12 protein-coding genes are annotated in these 16,127 nt (G+C 69.2%); 6 read left to right on the forward strand and 6 right to left on the reverse strand.

Annotated features, from left to right (window positions below):
* Positions 1-179: 179 nt before the first annotated feature.
* From J2126_RS00130 to J2126_RS00155, 6 genes are all read left to right on the forward strand, one after another.
* Positions 180-2,588, forward strand: coding sequence for a PAS domain-containing protein (locus tag J2126_RS00130; RefSeq protein WP_209483013.1), 2,409 nt, complete (start codon positions 180-182; stop codon positions 2,586-2,588).
* A gap of 204 nt (positions 2,589-2,792) precedes the next feature.
* Positions 2,793-3,026, forward strand: coding sequence for a (2Fe-2S)-binding protein (locus tag J2126_RS00135; protein ID WP_081762651.1), 234 nt, complete (start codon positions 2,793-2,795; stop codon positions 3,024-3,026).
* A 129-nt stretch (positions 3,027-3,155) separates the two neighbouring features.
* Entirely contained in the window at positions 3,156-3,638 is a 483-nt protein-coding gene (gene bfr / locus J2126_RS00140; RefSeq protein WP_024279492.1) for a bacterioferritin, read from the forward strand.
* A 240-nt stretch (positions 3,639-3,878) separates the two neighbouring features.
* On the forward strand, positions 3,879-4,904 hold the full coding sequence (locus J2126_RS00145; RefSeq protein WP_209483015.1) for an extracellular solute-binding protein: 1,026 nt from the start codon (positions 3,879-3,881) through the stop codon (positions 4,902-4,904).
* A 6-nt stretch (positions 4,905-4,910) separates the two neighbouring features.
* Positions 4,911-6,632: an ABC transporter permease gene (locus J2126_RS00150; protein WP_209483017.1), complete on the forward strand. Its 1,722-nt coding sequence runs from the start codon at positions 4,911-4,913 to the stop codon at positions 6,630-6,632.
* A gap of 130 nt (positions 6,633-6,762) precedes the next feature.
* Positions 6,763-8,679: an AsmA family protein gene (locus J2126_RS00155; RefSeq protein ID WP_209483019.1), complete on the forward strand. Its 1,917-nt coding sequence runs from the start codon at positions 6,763-6,765 to the stop codon at positions 8,677-8,679.
* 95 nt (positions 8,680-8,774) lie between these two features.
* On the opposite strand, the gene J2126_RS00160 is transcribed toward J2126_RS00155, so the two are convergent.
* From J2126_RS00160 to J2126_RS00185, 6 genes are all read right to left on the reverse strand, one after another.
* Entirely contained in the window at positions 8,775-9,335 is a 561-nt protein-coding gene (locus J2126_RS00160; protein WP_209483021.1) for an invasion associated locus B family protein, read from the reverse strand.
* 140 nt (positions 9,336-9,475) lie between these two features.
* Entirely contained in the window at positions 9,476-11,761 is a 2,286-nt protein-coding gene (gene xdhB, locus J2126_RS00165; RefSeq protein ID WP_209483023.1) for a xanthine dehydrogenase molybdopterin binding subunit, read from the reverse strand.
* Positions 11,758-13,173 carry a xanthine dehydrogenase small subunit gene (gene xdhA / locus J2126_RS00170; RefSeq protein ID WP_209483025.1) on the reverse strand — a complete coding sequence of 472 codons (1,416 nt, stop codon included), beginning with the start codon at positions 13,171-13,173 and terminating at the stop codon, positions 11,758-11,760. The genes xdhB and xdhA overlap by 4 nt, the downstream gene beginning before the upstream one ends.
* A 4-nt stretch (positions 13,174-13,177) precedes the next feature.
* A complete protein-coding gene (locus tag J2126_RS00175; RefSeq protein ID WP_209483027.1) occupies positions 13,178-13,948 on the reverse strand; it encodes an ABC transporter permease in 771 nt (256 codons plus the stop codon).
* Position 13,949: 1 nt separating this feature from the next.
* Entirely contained in the window at positions 13,950-14,732 is a 783-nt protein-coding gene (locus tag J2126_RS00180) for an ABC transporter ATP-binding protein (RefSeq protein ID WP_209483029.1), read from the reverse strand.
* Between the two features lie 203 nt (positions 14,733-14,935).
* Positions 14,936-15,943, reverse strand: a complete 1,008-nt coding sequence (locus J2126_RS00185; RefSeq protein WP_209483031.1) for an ABC transporter substrate-binding protein — start codon at positions 15,941-15,943, stop codon at positions 14,936-14,938.
* Positions 15,944-16,127 lie beyond the last annotated feature (184 nt).

Here is a 16,127-nt window from a genome sequence, read left to right on the forward strand (position 1 = left end):
GCGGCGCAAGCCACCGCGCAGCGACCCATCTTAGTCTACCGTGTCGCCGCTTCGCCATTATGAATGGCAGGCAGCGCGGCGAAGTTGCACTGACGTTAATCAATGGCGCCGAGAATAAGGGGCGGCGGGATGCCCCGCCTCGGTTCACTCCTCCACCGCAAGGTGCGATCCTGCACACGATGACGCAGCACCACGGCAGCCCGGACGACCCGTCTCCCCTCTCGCGGGAGAGCGTGGAGGCCATAGCGTCCGCTCTTCCCGGCGCGGAGGCGGTGCTGGCACCCCTCGCGCGACAGGACCTCCCCTCCTTCCTGATCGACGTCGCCTCCGGCCGCGTGCTTGCGGCGACGCGGGCCGCCGCACATGCCGCCATTGAGGCCGGCCGGACGGCGCCCGAAGTGGTGATGACGGCCGCTACCCACCTCGCCCGCCGCACGGCGGCCGGATTCGGCGTCGCGCGGCTGCGCCTGCCGGGAGACCTTTCGCCGCGCACCCTGCGCTTTGCCGCCCTCGCCCTGCCCTCGGGGCCCGCGATCCTGTTCGCCGACCCGTCCGCCTTTGTCTCCGCGCCGGCCGAGGCCACACGTGCGGCGGATGCGCCTGCCGTTCCACCCGCGCTGCGCCCGCTCCTCGCCCAGCCGCTTCGGGTGACCTGGGAGTGCGACGCGGACGGGCGCCTGCGCGCGCTGTCGCCCTTGTTCGCGGCGGCGCTCGGCAGCCGCAAGGGCCGGTTCCTGGGCGCGAGCTTCGCCGAACTGGAGCGCGGCGGGCATCTGGACGACGCCGATGCGCTCGTGGAGGCCATGGCCTCAGGCGAGAGCTTCACCGAACGGACCGCGAGGGTTCCGGCCGCCGGCGCCGAAGCCCCGCTCGACCTCAGCCTGGGCGGCGCGCCGCTGTTTGATGCGGAACGCCGGCTCAAGGGCGTGCGCGGCTTCGGCATCGTCACGGCGGCGGAGACACCCGCCTTCGGCGAGAAACCCGCGCAGCCGGAGACCCCGACGGCGCCGCCGCCGATCACCTTCGGGCGCAATGTGGTGCCGCTCCGGCAGGGCAGCCTCTCCCCGCAGGAAAGCTCCGCCTTCCGCGAGATCGCCCGCACGCTTGCCGCCGCCATCGAGGACTGGCCCAAAATCCCGCCGGACACGGAGCCGCCCGCCGGCTTCGAGACGACCGAGGCCCCGCCCGAAGCTTTCGCCCCTTCCGGCGACGAGGCGGAACTTCTCGACAAGCTGCCGGTGAGCCTGCTCGTGCAGCAGGAGGGCACGCTGGTCCACGCCAACCGGGCGTTTCTGGCGCTGACCGGCTGGAGCGGGCTCGACGCGTTGGAGGACGCCGGAGGGCTGGAGCGAGTCCTCTCCCGCGAAGCCGGCGCCCTGCATGTGCTGACGCCGGAGGGCGCCCGCCTTCCGGTGGAGGTCCGTCTCGTCGCCGCGCCCTTCCTCGGCCGGCCGGCGCTTATTCACGTCATCCGCCCGCTGGACAGCACTGCGGATGACCGTGAAGCCCGCGCGAGCGCCCGCCGCGCCGCGCTGGACATGGTGCCGTGGCCCGTCTTCCTGTTGGAAATGGACGGTACGATCCGCCTCGCCAATCTCGCCGCGGCCGAACGCCTGGGCTTTCCGGCCCACGATCTCGCTGGCGAGCCCTTCACCATCGCCGTCGCGCCGACCGATCGCGCCGAGGCGATCGCGACCCTCGATCGCGTGCGGGACGATGGCACCTCGGGGCAGGTGGCCCTCGCGCTCCGCAATCGCGCGGGCGAGCTTCTGCCCGGCCGCGCGGCCGTGACCCGCGCCGGCGCAGAGGACCAGCTCCTGTGCGTCGTCATCGGACCGGCGCCCGAGCCGGCCGAGCCTGCTCCCGCGCCTCAGGCGCCCGTCCCGATGCTCACGGAGGCCGCGCCTCCGGAAAACCTCCTCCCCCGCCTCGCGGGCCGGGTGCGCGCCGGGCTGGAAGGACCCATGGCTGTTCTTCGGGATGCCCCGGCCGAGGCCCTCGACGCGCCGCTGCGGGATGCGCTCAGATCCCTGAACGCCACGCTGGCCGACCTTGCCGCCCTGTCGGAGCCGCCGAAAGCCGAGACGACCGCAGCGGCGTGCAACGTTTCGGCTGCGGTGCGCGCTGCCATCGCCGCGCACCTGCCGGACGCCCGGCGCAGGCGGCTGGCGCTGCGGCTCGACGATGCCGGCGACGTCATCGCTCAAGCCGATGAAGCCTCGCTCGCCAATCTGCTGTCCATGCTGCTGGAGGAAGCCATCGCGGCGACGCCGGCCGGCGGGGCGGTCGCGGTGTCGGTATTCGGCACTGAGGAAGGGACGGAAGGTTCGCGCGCGGTCGTCCAACTGAGCGACGCGGGCGCCGGCCTCGATGCGGAGGCGGCCGCGGCGGCCCTCGACCCGCTCTCCGGTCTTCCGCCCGACGACCGCTTCGCCGCCGATGGACGCCCGCTCCGCCTCGCCCGCATGGCCGAAGCCGCGCGGAGACTCGGCGGAATGCTGGACATCGATCCGGCCGGGAGCGCCGCGACCGGCGAGGATCCGGGCCGGCGGCGCGGCATGATCGCCCGGCTCACCCTGCCGGCCTGAACCGGCTTGCACACGGTGTCCTAACACCACTTTGGTGGTATCCGCACAATGGAACAACTCCATTGTGCAGGCAGAATGCTGTCCGAACGGCCTTCGAGGCTCCATATCGCATATGTACGGAGTTGACGGCGCCTCCCGTCATCTGCAAAAAATGCAATAGAAACAAGTTTTTAGAAGCCTTCCAAGTTAGCTTCGGGCCGTGCCATGATCGTTTGTTCATGCAACGTCTTTTCAGACCGGCAAGTGCTCGACGCACTTGCCGGAACCCCATTGCGCTCTCCCAGCGAAGTTTATCGCTGCCTCGGCTGCTCGCCCCAGTGCGGACGCTGCGCCCGGACCATCCGCACGTTGATGGATCAGGTGCAGGCCCACGACTGCGGTGCGTGCGCGGATGAGTGTCCCGTCGCGGGACTTACCGGAATGGTCGCGGCCGAGTAAGCTGCATAAACCGATTTTCCGAAACACCCGGTGAAAAGCCGGGTGCCACCTCTGCGTACCTTGCACTCACCTTAGAATTAGTCTAAGGATTGATTGAAACTAACTGCCTTACGGCACCAGGAGCTGATGATGAAGGGCGATCCGAAGGTTATTGAATACCTCAATCGGGGCCTGCGCTCTGAGCTGACCGCCATCAACCAATACTGGCTCCACTACCGGATGCTCGACAATTGGGGCTACAAGGCGCTGGCCAAGAAGTGGCGCGCCGAGTCCATCGAGGAGATGGTCCACGCGGACAAGTTCACCGACCGTATCCTGTTCCTCGACGGCTTCCCGAACATGCAGGTGCTCGATCCCCTGCGAATCGGCCAGGACGTGAAGGAAATCCTCGACTGCGATCTCGCCGCCGAGCTCGATGCCCGCGCCCTCTACCAGGAAGCTGCCGCCTACTGCCAGACGGTGAAGGACTATCCGAGCCGCGACCTCTTCGAAGAGCTGATGGCGGACGAGGAAGGCCACATCGACTTCCTTGAGACCCAGCTCGACCTCGTGTCCAAGCTCGGCCTGCAGCTGTACGCCCAGCACCACATCGGCGAACTCGACGAGGATTGATCCTCTCCATCGCCCGACACCCAAAGCCCGGCTTTCATGCCGGGCTTTTTTTGTTTTGGCCGACGATCAGATTGGAGAAAGTATAAACTGGATGAGGCGGACTTAGCTCATTTCACAATTAGATAACTTCCAATGTTTCCGGGCTCACGCCCTTCTTCATTGACCCTTCGTAAGGCCTCGGGCTAGCCAAATCTCCATAGTCTCATGGTGCTCTCTCTGAGCCCGGGCGTGGGGATTTCGATGGGTCGCTTTCATCTCTTGCGGAGCCTTCTCGCCGGTGGCGCACTGCTTGTCGCGGCGCAGGGCGCCAGCGCGCAGCAGGTCGTCAACGTCTACACCACCCGCGAGCCCGGCCTGGCCGCGCCCCTGTTCGAGGCCTTTACCAAGGCCACGGGCATCGAGGTGAAGAGCGTCTTCATCAAGGATGGCCTCGCCGAGCGCGTGAAGGCGGAGGGCGCCAGCTCCCCGGCCGACGTGCTGATGACGGTGGACGTGGGCAATCTGCTCGACGTGGTGGACGCCGGTGTCACCCAGCCGGTGACCTCCCCGGCCCTCTCCGCCATTCCGGCCAACCTGCGCGATCCGGCCGGCAACTGGTACGCCCTCTCCCTGCGCGCCCGCCTCGTCTATGCGGCGAAGGACGAGGTGAAGCTCTCGGCCATCACCTATGAAGACCTCGCCGACCCCAAGTGGAAGGGCAAGGTCTGCATCCGCTCCGGCCAGCACCCCTACAATGTCGGGCTGGTGGCGGCCTATATCGTCCATCATGGCGAGGAGAAGACCGAAGCCTGGCTGCGCGGGCTGAAGGCCAACCTCGCCCGCAAGCCCGCCGGCGGCGACCGCGAGGGCGCCCGCGACATTCTCGGCGGCATCTGCGATCTGGCGGTGGGCAATTCCTACTATGTGGGCCTGATGCGCTCGGGCAAGGGCGGCGCCGACCAGAAGAAGTGGGGCGACGGCATCAACGTGCTGCTCCCGACCTTCCAGGGCGGCGGCACCCATGTGAACGTCTCCGGCGCCGCCGTGGCGAAGAACGCGCCCCACAAGGACGCCGCGGTGAAGCTGCTCGAATTCGCCATCTCCCCGGAGATGCAGGCGGTCTACGCCAAGCAGAACATGGAATACCCGGTCATCACCTCAGCGGAGGTCGATCCCGTCATTGGCGCGCTGGGACCGCTCAAGGTCGATCCCATCCCGCTGGTGGACATCGCCAAGAACCGCAAGCGCGCCAGCGAGCTCATCGACAAGGTCGGCTTCGACAACTGACGGCCGATGGCTGAGACCGCATTGACTGGCGAGCCGCGCGCGACGCGGCTCCGCCTCCCCCGCCACCTCTCCCCTCTCCTTCTGGCGTCGGGATTGGTGGCGCTTTTCGTTCTGCTGCCCCTTCTTGCCCTCGCCGGCATCGCCGCGCGCGGGTCCGGCGACATGTGGCCCCACCTCATCGCCACCGTGCTGCCCGATGCGCTGGCCGAGACTGGGCTGCTGATTCTCGGTGTCGGCGTGGTGACGCTGGTGGTGGCCGTGCCGTGCGCGTGGCTGGTGGCCACCTGTACCTTCCCCGGCCGCTCGGTGCTGGAATGGGCGCTGCTGCTGCCGCTGGCCGTGCCGGGCTACATCGTCGCCTTCTCCTATCTCGACGTGCTCCACCCCCTCGGCCCGGTGCAGGAGGCGCTGCGCGCGATGCTCGGCATCGACAGCCCGCGCGGCCTGCGCCTGCCGGATGTGCGCTCCACCGGCGGCTGCATCCTGGTGCTCTCGGCGGTGCTCTATCCCTACGTCTACCTTTCCGCGCGGGCGAGCTTCGTGCTGCAATCGGCGGCGGCGCTGGAGGTGGCGCGCACATTGGGCGCCAGCCGCTGGCGCGCCTTCCTGCGCATCGGCCTGCCGCTGGCCCGCCCGGCCATCGTGGCGGGGCTGACGCTGGTGCTGCTGGAAGTGCTCGGCGACATTGGCGCCTCCGAATTCCTCGGCGTGCGCACCCTGACCGTCTCCATCTATTCCACCTGGGTGAACCGCTCGAACCTGCCCGGGGCGGCGCAGATCGCCCTCGTCATGCTCGCGCTGGTCCTGGGATTGATCCTGCTGGAGCGATGGGCGCGGCGCGCGCGGCGGTTCGTCGCCACCGGCTCGGCCCGGCCGCAGGCGCCGCTGCGCCTGACCGGCCTGAAAGGCATCGCCGCCGCCGCCTTCTGCGCCCTGCCCGTCACCCTCGGCTTTCTGGTGCCGCTGCTGCACCTCTCCATCTCGGCCGTGCGACGCATGGCGGAGACCGGCTTTCCCACCCGTATCCTCGGCGAGGCCGCGACCACGGCCGCCCTCGCCGCGGCGACGGTGGCCCTGGCCCTCGGCCTCGGCCTTGTGGTGGCGCTCGGCCAGCGGCTGACGCGCGCGCCGCTCGCCTCCGGTTTCGCGCGGGTTGCGAGCCTCGGCTATGCGGTTCCGGGCACCGTGCTCGCCGTCGGCCTCCTCAGCCCCCTCGCCTCATTCGACAATATGCTGGATGCGGCGATGAAGCAGTCCTTCGGCATCTCCACCGGGCTGTTGCTGTCGGGCTCGGGGGCGGCGCTGGTGATGGCGCTCGCCATCCGTTTTCTCGCCATCCCGGTGGGCGGCATCGAGGCCGGATGCGCCAAGCTGTCACCGCATCTCGACATGGCCGCCCGCAGCCTCGGCTCGACGCAGCCGCGCACCGTGCGCCGGGTGCTGCTGCCGCTGCTGCGGCCGGCCCTCGCCACGGCGGCGCTGCTGGTGTTCGTCGACGCCATGAAGGAGCTGCCGGCCACCCTCCTGCTGCGGCCACTCGGCCTCGAGACGCTGGCCACGCACGTCTATGGCGAGGCGGCGCGCGGCACTTATGAGGACGGCGCGCTGGCGGCGCTGGTGATTCTGCTGGTCGGCCTCGGCCCGGTGATTCTCCTCGCCCGCATGTCGTCCTCCGCCCTCGCGGCATCGGCTGACGGCGCGCGCGGCGGTTCCTCGGCGCGCGACTGACACTCAGGGCGCGGCGCCCCCAGGCCATCAAAGCGACACAGAGGCCGCTAAAGGTGCGGCCACGATCCAACGTGGCCTCAGGCGTCGCGCGCATCGCCCCGCCTGCTCCCTCGGAGACCTCTGTATCTTCATGCTGCGTGTCGGCAAGAACACCCGCCGGGCCGGGCTGATCGCCGCTTCCGTGCTCGGCGCGGGCGCGGCGATGCTGCTCGTCGCCATGGCGGTCGTGCCGCTGCTGGTACCGGCCGCCGAGTTGCGCCGGGTGGCGGCCCACGCGCTCGCCGGCTCGACCGGACAGAAGGTGGAGATTCTCGGCGAGCCGTCGATCCGCCTCCTCCCCTCCCCCCGTGTGGTGCTCGGCAAGGTCAGCTTTCCCCTGCCCGCCGGCCAGTCGCTCGACGCCGAGAATGTGGTGACCCGCCTCGACCTGCTGCAGCTCCTGGCCGGCCGTGTGGTGGTGAACGACGTGATCGTGGAGCATCCCACCCTGGTCCTCACCGGGGAGGGCATGGCGCCCGCCCTCGGCATCGCGCCGGTACTCGCCGCGACCGACCGGCCGGAGCTGCGCATCGTCGATGGCACGATCGCATGGCGTTCAAGCAGCGGACTGACCCGCGAGCTGGTGAGCGGCATCACAGCCAGCCTCGACCGGGTATTGGACCGCGCCGGCATCGCCGTCGCCGTGCAGTTCGACTGGCGCGAGCAGCCGGTCAACGCCACCCTGTTCATCGACGACATCACCGCTTTCATGGCCGGTACGCCGGCGCCAATGCGCGCGACCGTTGGGACAGACGGCGCCAGGGCCCGATTCCACGGCCGCGCCGCGCTGGGCAAGGCGCCCACCATGGACGGCGCCGTGACGGCGGATGCCGATTCGCTGCGCGACCTGTTCGACTGGGCCGGCATGGAGGCCCCCACCCGCAGCGGCTTCGGTCCCTTCTCGCTCGCCTCGCGCCTGAAGCTGGAGCAGGGCGAGGTCGCGCTGACCGAGGCGAGCCTCGATCTCGATGGCAACCGGGGTGACGGCGGACTGCTGGTGAAGGTTTCCGGCCCAAGGCCGCTGATCCAGGGCACCTTCGCGGCCGATCGCATCACCCTCGCGCCCTACGGGACCATGCGTCTGACCGGCGGAGACAGGCAGGGCTGGGACCGGGGACCGCTCAATCTCTCCGCCCTGGGCGCCTGCGACCTCGACCTGCGGCTCTCGGCGGCGCGGGTGGACGTTGGCGACACCGCGCTCTCCACCGTCGCCGCCAGCGCCGTGCTCTCGGGCGGCCGGCTGGTGCTCGCCATCGGCGAGGCCCATGGCTGGGGCGGCCTGCTGCGCGCCTCCCTGACCCTCGCGCCCACCGCGCCCGACCCCGCTGCCATCGCCCGCCGCCCATCGGGGGCCGAACTGCAGCTCGAAGCGGAAGCGAATGAAGTGGAGCTTGCCCGCGCCCTCGACGACATCGGCGGCTTCCGCCGCATCGAGGGCACCGGCACGTTCCAGGTGGATGTGACGGGTGCCGGACGGAGCATCCAGGACATCGCCACGAACCTCCAGGGCAGCGCAGTGCTGACCGCAGCCAACGGCTATCTGAACGGCTTCGACGTCGCGCAGCTTCTTCAGAGGATCGAGCGCAGGCCCCTCTCCGCCGGCAGCGACTGGCGGGGCGGCCGCACCGCCTTCGCCGATCTCAACGGGCGCATCGCCATCAGCGACGGCGTTGGCACCGTGGAAGAGCTCGCCATGCGCGGTCCGCGCGCGCAGATCGAGATGACCGGCTCCCTCTCCATCGCCCAACGCTCGTTGGACCTCGCCGGCCACGCGGCGCTTCCGGCCGCCAAAGGCGCGAAGACCGGTGCCATCGACCTGCCGTTCAGCGTTCGGGGACCGTGGAACGAGCCCAGCATCATGGCCGACCCGCTCAGCCTCATCGAGCGCTCCGGCGCCGCTCTCCCGCTGCTCGAAGCCGTGAAGGCCCGTGCGGCCGCAGGCGCAGAGCGGGCCATGGATGGCGCTGCGGCGCCGACCGATGATCGGCAGCAGGCGCCGGCGAACTGAGGCTGCTCGCGCAGCTCGAATTGGGAAGCCGCAACGAAAAAGGCCGGCGCACTGGCACCGGCCTTTGGTCTGTCCGATCGGCGTTGCGCGGACGGTCAGCCCTTGAGGCTGGCCTGCATGGCGGCGCCCAGGCCCTTGAATGACAGCGGCAGGATGACCGGGCGGCGCGAGCCGTCCTCGAACACGATGTCGCCCTTGCCGGAGCTGGCCTTGAGCGCGGCGAGCTGATCCTTCGTCAGCTCGGCGGAGGCGACGCAATGCTGGCCGCACCGCTTGAAGGTCAGCACCACGTCGGCGACGCCACCGACTTTCAGCGCGACGTTGGACGGCAGCCACACGCCCGGCGGGGTGAGGACGATGAGGCGCACCAGCCCGTCCTTCTCGGCCCGCACCGCGATATGGGCGAGGATGTGCGCGAGATCGGGGGTCTGCAGCGTCTGCACCGCCTCGCAGGCGCGCTTTTCGTCCTTGCCCTTGCAGCGGACGGTCCAGTCATCGTGAACCGAATGGGTCTCGGTCGGGTCGGCGGCGGGGGCCGCGGCAGGCGCCGGCGCGGCGGCCGTCTGGGCGGCGGCGGGCAGCGCGAAGGCCGATGCAGCGACCACGGCGGACAGGAGCGAGAGACGGAAGGAGGGGATGAGACCGGTAAGCGCCATCTTGTACGTCCTCTCAATCACGCCCGCGCCCCGCAGTGGCGCCGTCGCCGGGACATATCCGACACCGCCCCTGTCAGGCAACGCAAATCGCGGTGCTTCCACCCGCTGACACAGGGGAATGGCGGCTGGGACGGTGGTGTTCAGCTTCCGGCACGCCGCGCTGCAACCGCGCGGAGCACGCGCTCGGGCGTCGCGGGGGCATCGAGCGCCACCGGCCCCTCGCCGGGCAGCCCGGCTATGGCGTCGCGGATCGCGAGCCAGACGGAAATGGCGAGCATCAGCGGCGGCTCGCCCACCGCCTTGGAGCGCAGCACCGTCTCCTCCGCGTTCGGCCTGTCGAGCAGATGGACGTTCAGCACCGGCGGCACGTCGCGCGATCCGGGGATCTTGTAGGTGGAAGGGCCGCGCGTGGCGAGGCGGCCTTGGGCATCCCACTTCAGTTCCTCGCAGGTGAGCCAGCCCATGCCCTGCACGAAGGCGCCCTCGATCTGGCCGATGTCGATGGCCGGGTTCAGCGAGCGCCCGCAATCCCCGACGATCTCGGCCCTCAGCACACGGACGGCGCCGGAGAGCGTATCCACCGCCACCTCGGCGGCGGCGGCGCCATAAGTGTAATAATAGAAGGGCCGCCCTTCCGATTTCGCCATGTCGAAGTGGATCTTCGGCGTCTTGTAGAAGCCTGTGGCGGAAAGCGGCACGCGCTGCTGCCACGCCAGATGCGCCGCCTCGCCGAAGGAGAGGCGGCGGTTGCCCACCGCCACACGGCCCTCCGCGAACACCACCTCCTCCACCGCCGTGCCGAAATGCGCCGCCACCACCCCGGCCATGCGCCCGCGAATCTCCTTCGCCGCGATCAGCGCTGCCATGCCGTTGAGGTCGGAGCCTGAGGAGGCCGCCGTGGGCGAGGTGTTGGGCACCTTGGCGGTGCTGGTGGCCGACACGCGCACATGGTCGAGCGGGATGCCGAAGGCGTCCGCCACCACCTGCGCCACCTTCACGAACAGCCCCTGCCCCATCTCGGTGCCGCCGTGGTTCAGGTGGACCGAGCCGTCCGTGTAGACATGCACCAGCGCCCCGGCCTGGTTCAGCGTCGTCAGGTTGAACGACACGCCAAACTTTATGGGCATGGTGGCGAGGCCCTTGCGGATCACCGGGCTCTGCGCATTGAAGGCGTCGATTTCCGCCCGCCACGCCGCAAGGTCCGCTTTGGCGTCGAGGTGGGCCATGGCCTCCTCGATCAGGCTGTCCTCCACCTCCTGGCCATAGGGCGTGATGTTGCGCGGGGCGTCGCCATACTGGTTGGCGGCGCGCACCTCTTCGATCGGCTTGCCGAGGTGACGGGCGATCTCGTCCATCACCGCCTCGATGGCGAGCATGCCCTGAGGCGCGCCGAAGCCGCGGAAGGCGGTGTTGGAGACGGTGTTTGTCTTCACCAGCACGCCGCGAAAGCGGGTCGCCGGGATGAAATAGCAATTGTCCGCGTGGCACAGGGCGCGCGAGACGACGGCGGGGGAGAGGTCCGCCACGTTGCCGCAGTCGGCGGCGAACTCCATGTCGAGACCGGCGATGCGGCCCTCCGCATCGAAGCCCGCCGCCCAGCGCACGCGGAAGGGATGACGCTTGCCGGTGGCCTCCATGTCCACTTCGCGCGGCAGGCGCAGCTTCACCGGCCTTCCGGCGTGATGGGCCAACAATGCGGCGATGGCGGCGATGATGGTGGCCTGGCTCTCCTTGCCGCCGAAGGCCCCGCCCATGCGCCGCACCTCCACCGTCACGGCCGCGAACGGCAGGCCCAGCACATGCGCGACGCCATGCTGCGCCTCGGTGGGATGCTGGGTGGAGGAATAGACCTGCATGTCCCGGTCCTCGCCCGGGACGGCGATGGCGATCTGCCCTTCCAGATAGAAATGATCCTGCCCGCCGCAGCGCACTTCACCGGAGAGGCGCAAGGGAGCCGTGGCGAGGGCGGTCGCAACATCGCCCCGCCCCACCTGCTGATCCGGCCCGACGCGGGCGCCGGCCTCATAGGCTGCATCCAGATCAAGGAGCGCGGGCAGCGGCTCATACGCCACCCGCACCAGCGCCGCGGCAGCGCGGGCAGCATCGAGGGTCGGCGCGGCGACAGCAGCGACGGGGTGGCCGACATACTCCACCTCGCCCGCCGCCAGCAGCGGCTCATTGGTGCGGATGGGGGCGATGTCGTTGGTGCCGGGAATGTCGCCCGCCGCCACCGCCACCACGCCGGGCAGCGCGCGGGCGGCGGAAAGATCGATGGCGACGATGCGGGCGCGCGCATGGGGGCTCAGCACCAATGCGGCGTGGAGCAGGCCGGGCGGCTCCGGCATGTCGTCCAGATAGACGGCACGGCCGCTCACATGGGCATTGGCGCTCTCGTGCCGGGCGGGGACATGGACGGCGCGGGTCATAGCGCCTCCAGCTCCAGCGGCACGCCGGGGCGTGTGATGGCCAAATGCAGGCGCCGCGCCAGATTGGCGGCGGCGCTGGCGCGATAGGCGGCGCTGGCGCGGTGATCGGAGAGGGGCGCGAAGTCAGCGGCCAGCGCGGCTTCGATGCCTTCGGGCGGCGCATCAGCCCATGGCGCGCCCGTGAGGAGCGCTTCCAGAGCGGGGGCACGCTTCGCCCGCTCGGCCATGCCGCCGAAGGCTGCGGCCAGATCCGTAACGCGGCCGCCTTCCACCCGCAGGCGGAAGGCGCCGAGCAAGGTGGAGATGTCCTGATCGAACCGGCGCGAGAGTTTCCAGGCGAAGAGCTGCTCTCCCTCGGCGAGGCGGGGGAGGCGGATCGCGGCGATCACCTCGTCCGGCGCCAGAGCGGTCTGGCGATAGCCGGTGAGGAAATCCGCGATCCTCATGCGCCGCATCCCGGCGGGCCCGGCCAGTTCCACCTCCCCATCGAGCGCCAGCAGCACCGGCAGCGTGTCGCCGACCGGCGAGGCGGTGCCGAGATTGCCGCCGAAGGTGCCCATGGTCCGGATCTGCCGCGAGCCGATGCGGCGGATGAGGGCGCCGAACGCCGGGAACGCCGCCTCCACCGTCTCCAGCCCCTCCGCATAGGTGACGGCGGCACCGAGGACGAGGTGGTCGCCCTCCCATCCGATCCGCTTCAGCTCTGCCACGCGGCGGGTGGAGATGGCGAGGCGGAAGCCGCGCCGCTTCTTGGCGGGGATGAGGCCGAGGTCGGTAGCGCCGGCGATCAGCACCGCGTCCGGATAGGCGGAGCGCAGCGCCACCAGTTCCGAAAGGGTCTGCGGCACGAGATGCAGTTCCCCCTGTGCCGCGATGCGCGTGCCGGCAATCGGCGGGAGGCTCTCAGGCTCCACCACCGGCGGCGCGGCGCAGAGCGCCCGGGCGGCATCGACGATGGGGCGATAGCCGGTGCAGCGGCAGAGATTGCCCGCCAGCGCCTCGTGGATGTCGCTATCGCTCACCAACGCATCGTCCGCGCGCCCCTGCGTGAGCGCATAAAGCGACATGACGATGCCCGGCGTGCAGAAGCCGCACTGGGTGCCGTCGCTCTCGGCCAGCACGGTCTGAGCCGGATGGAGGCCGGCGGAGCCGACGAGCCCTTCCACGGTCTTCACCTCGGCGCCGTCTATCTGGGACAGAAGCAGGATGCAGGAGTTGGCGACCTGCCAGCGTTGCGCCCCGCCCACCCCTTGACCGATGGCGATGGTGCAGGCGCCGCAATCGCCCTCCGCGCAGCCTTCCTTGGTTCCGGTGAGGCGCTGGCGCGTGCGCAGGAAGTCCAGCACCGTCATGGAGGGGGCGGCGTCCGCCGCCTCGATCCGCTCGCCGTTCAGCAGGAAGGCGATGGCCACGCCCTCAGCCTCCCGCGCTCTGGGATGAACGGAAGGCCCAGGCCACCATCCGCCGCTCGAACACGGCGAAGATCGCGTACATGAGGATGCCCTGGATGGCGAGGGAGATGAGGCCGGCGAACACCAGCGGCATCTGGAAGTTGGAGCCCGCCTGCACCATGAGATGGCCCACCCCCGCATTGGCGCCGATGGTCTCGGACACCACCGCGCCCACAAAGGCGAGGGTGATGCCCACCTTGAGCGCCCCGAAGAGATAGGGCCCGGTGCGGGGAATGCCAACCTTGCGCATGATGTCGAGCTTGGAGGCGCCGAGCGCGCGCAGCACGTCCTCCAGCTCCGGCTCGGTGGTGGCAAGGCCGGTGGCAACGTTCACCACGATGGGGAAGAAGGAGATGAGGAAGGCGGTGAGGATGGCCGGCACCTCGCCGATGCCGAACCACATGATGAGGATGGGCACCACCGCCACCTTCGGCACGGAGTTGAAGCCGATCATCACCGGATAGAGCCCGCGATAGATGGTGCGCGACCAGCCGACCACCACGCCCAGCGCAATGCCGAACACCACCGCTATGGCGAAGCCCGCCATGGTGGTCCAGAGCGTGACAAAGGAGTTCTTCAGGAGCGGCCACCAGTATTTCACCATCGCGGCGAAAATCTCGGTGGGCGCGGGCAGGATGAAGGTGTCGATCCTGAACAGTCGGCAGGCCACCTCCCAGATCACGAACAGCGCAACTGTGAAATAGACGGGGGCGAGGTCTTCGTTTGAGATTTTCATGTCACGCCGCCTGCCGCACTTCGGCGATCTTGTTGCGCAGTTCGTGCACCAGTTCCGTGAATTCGGACCGATAGCAGACATCGAGATCGCGCGGCCGCGGGAACGGCACCTGCCGCGTCTCCACGATGCGGCCGGGGCGCGCGCTCATCACATGGATGGTGTCGGCGAGGAAGGCCGCCTCGCGCAAATCGTGGGTGACGAGGATGACGGTGAAGCCGAACTCCTGCCAGAGATCGCGCAGCACGCACCACAATTCCTCGCGCGTGAAGGCGTCCAGCGCGGCGAAGGGCTCGTCCAGCATCAGCAGCGCCGGCTGGTGGATGAGCGAGCGGCAGAGCGAGGCGCGCTGCTGCATGCCGCCGGACATCTCCCACGGGAAACGATCGGCGAAGGCGCCAAGGCCCACCACGTTGAGCAGCGCCATGGCCTTGTCCTGAAACGCGGCCTTGTCGCGGGAGAAGCGGCGGCGATAGGGCTCGACGATCTCCAGCGGCAGCATCACGTTCTGCAGCACGGTGCGCCACGGCAGGAGATTGGCGTGCTGGAAGGCCATGCCCGCCACCTTCACCGGCCCCTTCACCTCCTTGCCGTCAATGGAGACGGTGCCGGAGGTTGGCCGGATAAGGCCGGTGACAAGCTTCATCAGCGTGGACTTGCCGCAGCCCGACGGCCCCACCACCGCCGCGAACTCGCCCTTGCGCACGGTGAGCGTGGTGCCGGCCAGTGCCGTCACCGGGCCGGTGCGGCCGGGATAGGTGAGGGTCACATTGTCGAGGACGATCACGGGAAGGCCTTTCGGTTCTGCGTCGACCGTTCCCCGGACAAGCGACACCACAGGTGGAGCGCAGATCCGGGGTCCAGGAGAAAGGTCGGCGAAGCCGGCGATCGCCCCGGCTGCCTCAATTCAGGCCGCCTTCGGCGCACCCTTGCGCTGGACCCCGGCTCGCATTCCGCTCACGCTGCATGCGTCCGGGGTACGAGATGGCCTCACATCTTCCGCGCGCTCGCGGGCGGCAGGAACTCGCTGGTGAAGATGTCTGCCGCCGTGGGCTTGGCCTTGAAGTCGTAGGTGATGCCTACCTGTTCGATGGACTTCGCCAGCCGCGCCGGGTCCACGTCGCCGGTGCCGTTGGCCTTCACCCAGTCGGTGACGATATTGTCCTTCAGCGCCATTTCGAGGCGGGCCAGCTCGATGGCCTCGTCAGCCGTCTCGTTGCGCTTCATGACCGACTTGATGGCGCCCTTGGGGTCCTTGGCCGTGTCGATGATGCCCTTGATGGTCGCCTTCACGAAGCCCTTCACCACCTCGGGATGGGCCTTGGCGAAGTCGGGGTTCACCATGATGGCGTTGCCGTAGAGCACGAGGCCGTGCTTGGACATGAGCATCACCGCGATGTCGTCCGCCGGCACGCCCTTCTGGCGCAGGTTGAAGAAGGAGGAGAAGGAGAAGCCGGTGATGGCGTCCACCTTGCCGTCGGCCAGCATGGGCTCACGCACGGGGAAGCCGATATTCTCGATCTTCACCTTCTCGGCGTCGATGCCGTTCTCCTTCACGAAGGCCTTCCACTGGGCGAAGGCGCCATCCGGTGCCGGCGCGCCGAGGATCTTGCCTTCAAGATCCTTGGGCTTGGCGATGCCGGTCTTCTTCAGGCTGACGATGGCGAACGGCGGCTCGTCATAGACCATCTGGACGGCGACGACCTTCTTGTCCGGGTTCTGGTCGCGGAACTTCATCAGCGAATTGATGTCGAAGAAGCCGATGGGATAGGTGCCCGCCGCCACGCGCGCGATGCCGGCCACCGAGCCGGGACCGCTGTCGATGGTCACGTTGAGCCCCTCGGCCTTGTAGTAGCCCTTGTCCAGCGCCACGAAATAGGGGGCGGACGGCCCCTCGAACTTCCAGTCGAGCGCGAACTTCACGTCGGTCTCGGCCAGCGCCGGCGCCGCCGCCAGGGTGGCGAGGACCGCGGCGAAAACGGAACGCATCAGGCTCATGAAAAGGCTCCTCGGTTTCGCTGCGGTGGACTGCAACGGCCATGCCAGCGGCCCGAGACACCGCTGCGGCAGGCCGAGTGCGCCCGCATCGGCTGGGATCGCCGATTGCCGCACGATGAGGCACTTGGCGGCTGCCCTCAAGATGGGCGTATTGCTTATATATTCAGCATGCGGGCTTGCCCGC

This window comes from Xanthobacter flavus, from assembly GCF_017875275.1.
Classification (GTDB): Bacteria; Pseudomonadota; Alphaproteobacteria; order Rhizobiales; family Xanthobacteraceae; genus Xanthobacter; species Xanthobacter flavus_A.

What these genes read in the sequence shown, in the direction of transcription:
- J2126_RS00145 (WP_209483015.1), top strand. Translation starts at nt 3,879, where the DNA reads ATGGGTCGCTTTCATCTCTTGCGGAGCCTTCTCGCCGGTGGCGCACTG.
- bfr (WP_024279492.1), top strand. Translation starts at nt 3,156, where the DNA reads ATGAAGGGCGATCCGAAGGTTATTGAATACCTCAATCGGGGCCTGCGC.
- J2126_RS00135 (WP_081762651.1), top strand. Translation starts at nt 2,793, where the DNA reads ATGATCGTTTGTTCATGCAACGTCTTTTCAGACCGGCAAGTGCTCGAC.
- J2126_RS00160 (WP_209483021.1), bottom strand. Translation starts at nt 9,335, where the DNA reads ATGGCGCTTACCGGTCTCATCCCCTCCTTCCGTCTCTCGCTCCTGTCC.
- J2126_RS00130 (WP_209483013.1), top strand. Translation starts at nt 180, where the DNA reads ATGACGCAGCACCACGGCAGCCCGGACGACCCGTCTCCCCTCTCGCGG.
- J2126_RS00185 (WP_209483031.1), bottom strand. Translation starts at nt 15,943, where the DNA reads ATGAGCCTGATGCGTTCCGTTTTCGCCGCGGTCCTCGCCACCCTGGCG.
- xdhB (WP_209483023.1), bottom strand. Translation starts at nt 11,761, where the DNA reads ATGACCCGCGCCGTCCATGTCCCCGCCCGGCACGAGAGCGCCAATGCC.
- J2126_RS00155 (WP_209483019.1), top strand. Translation starts at nt 6,763, where the DNA reads ATGCTGCGTGTCGGCAAGAACACCCGCCGGGCCGGGCTGATCGCCGCT.
- J2126_RS00175 (WP_209483027.1), bottom strand. Translation starts at nt 13,948, where the DNA reads ATGAAAATCTCAAACGAAGACCTCGCCCCCGTCTATTTCACAGTTGCG.
- J2126_RS00150 (WP_209483017.1), top strand. Translation starts at nt 4,911, where the DNA reads ATGGCTGAGACCGCATTGACTGGCGAGCCGCGCGCGACGCGGCTCCGC.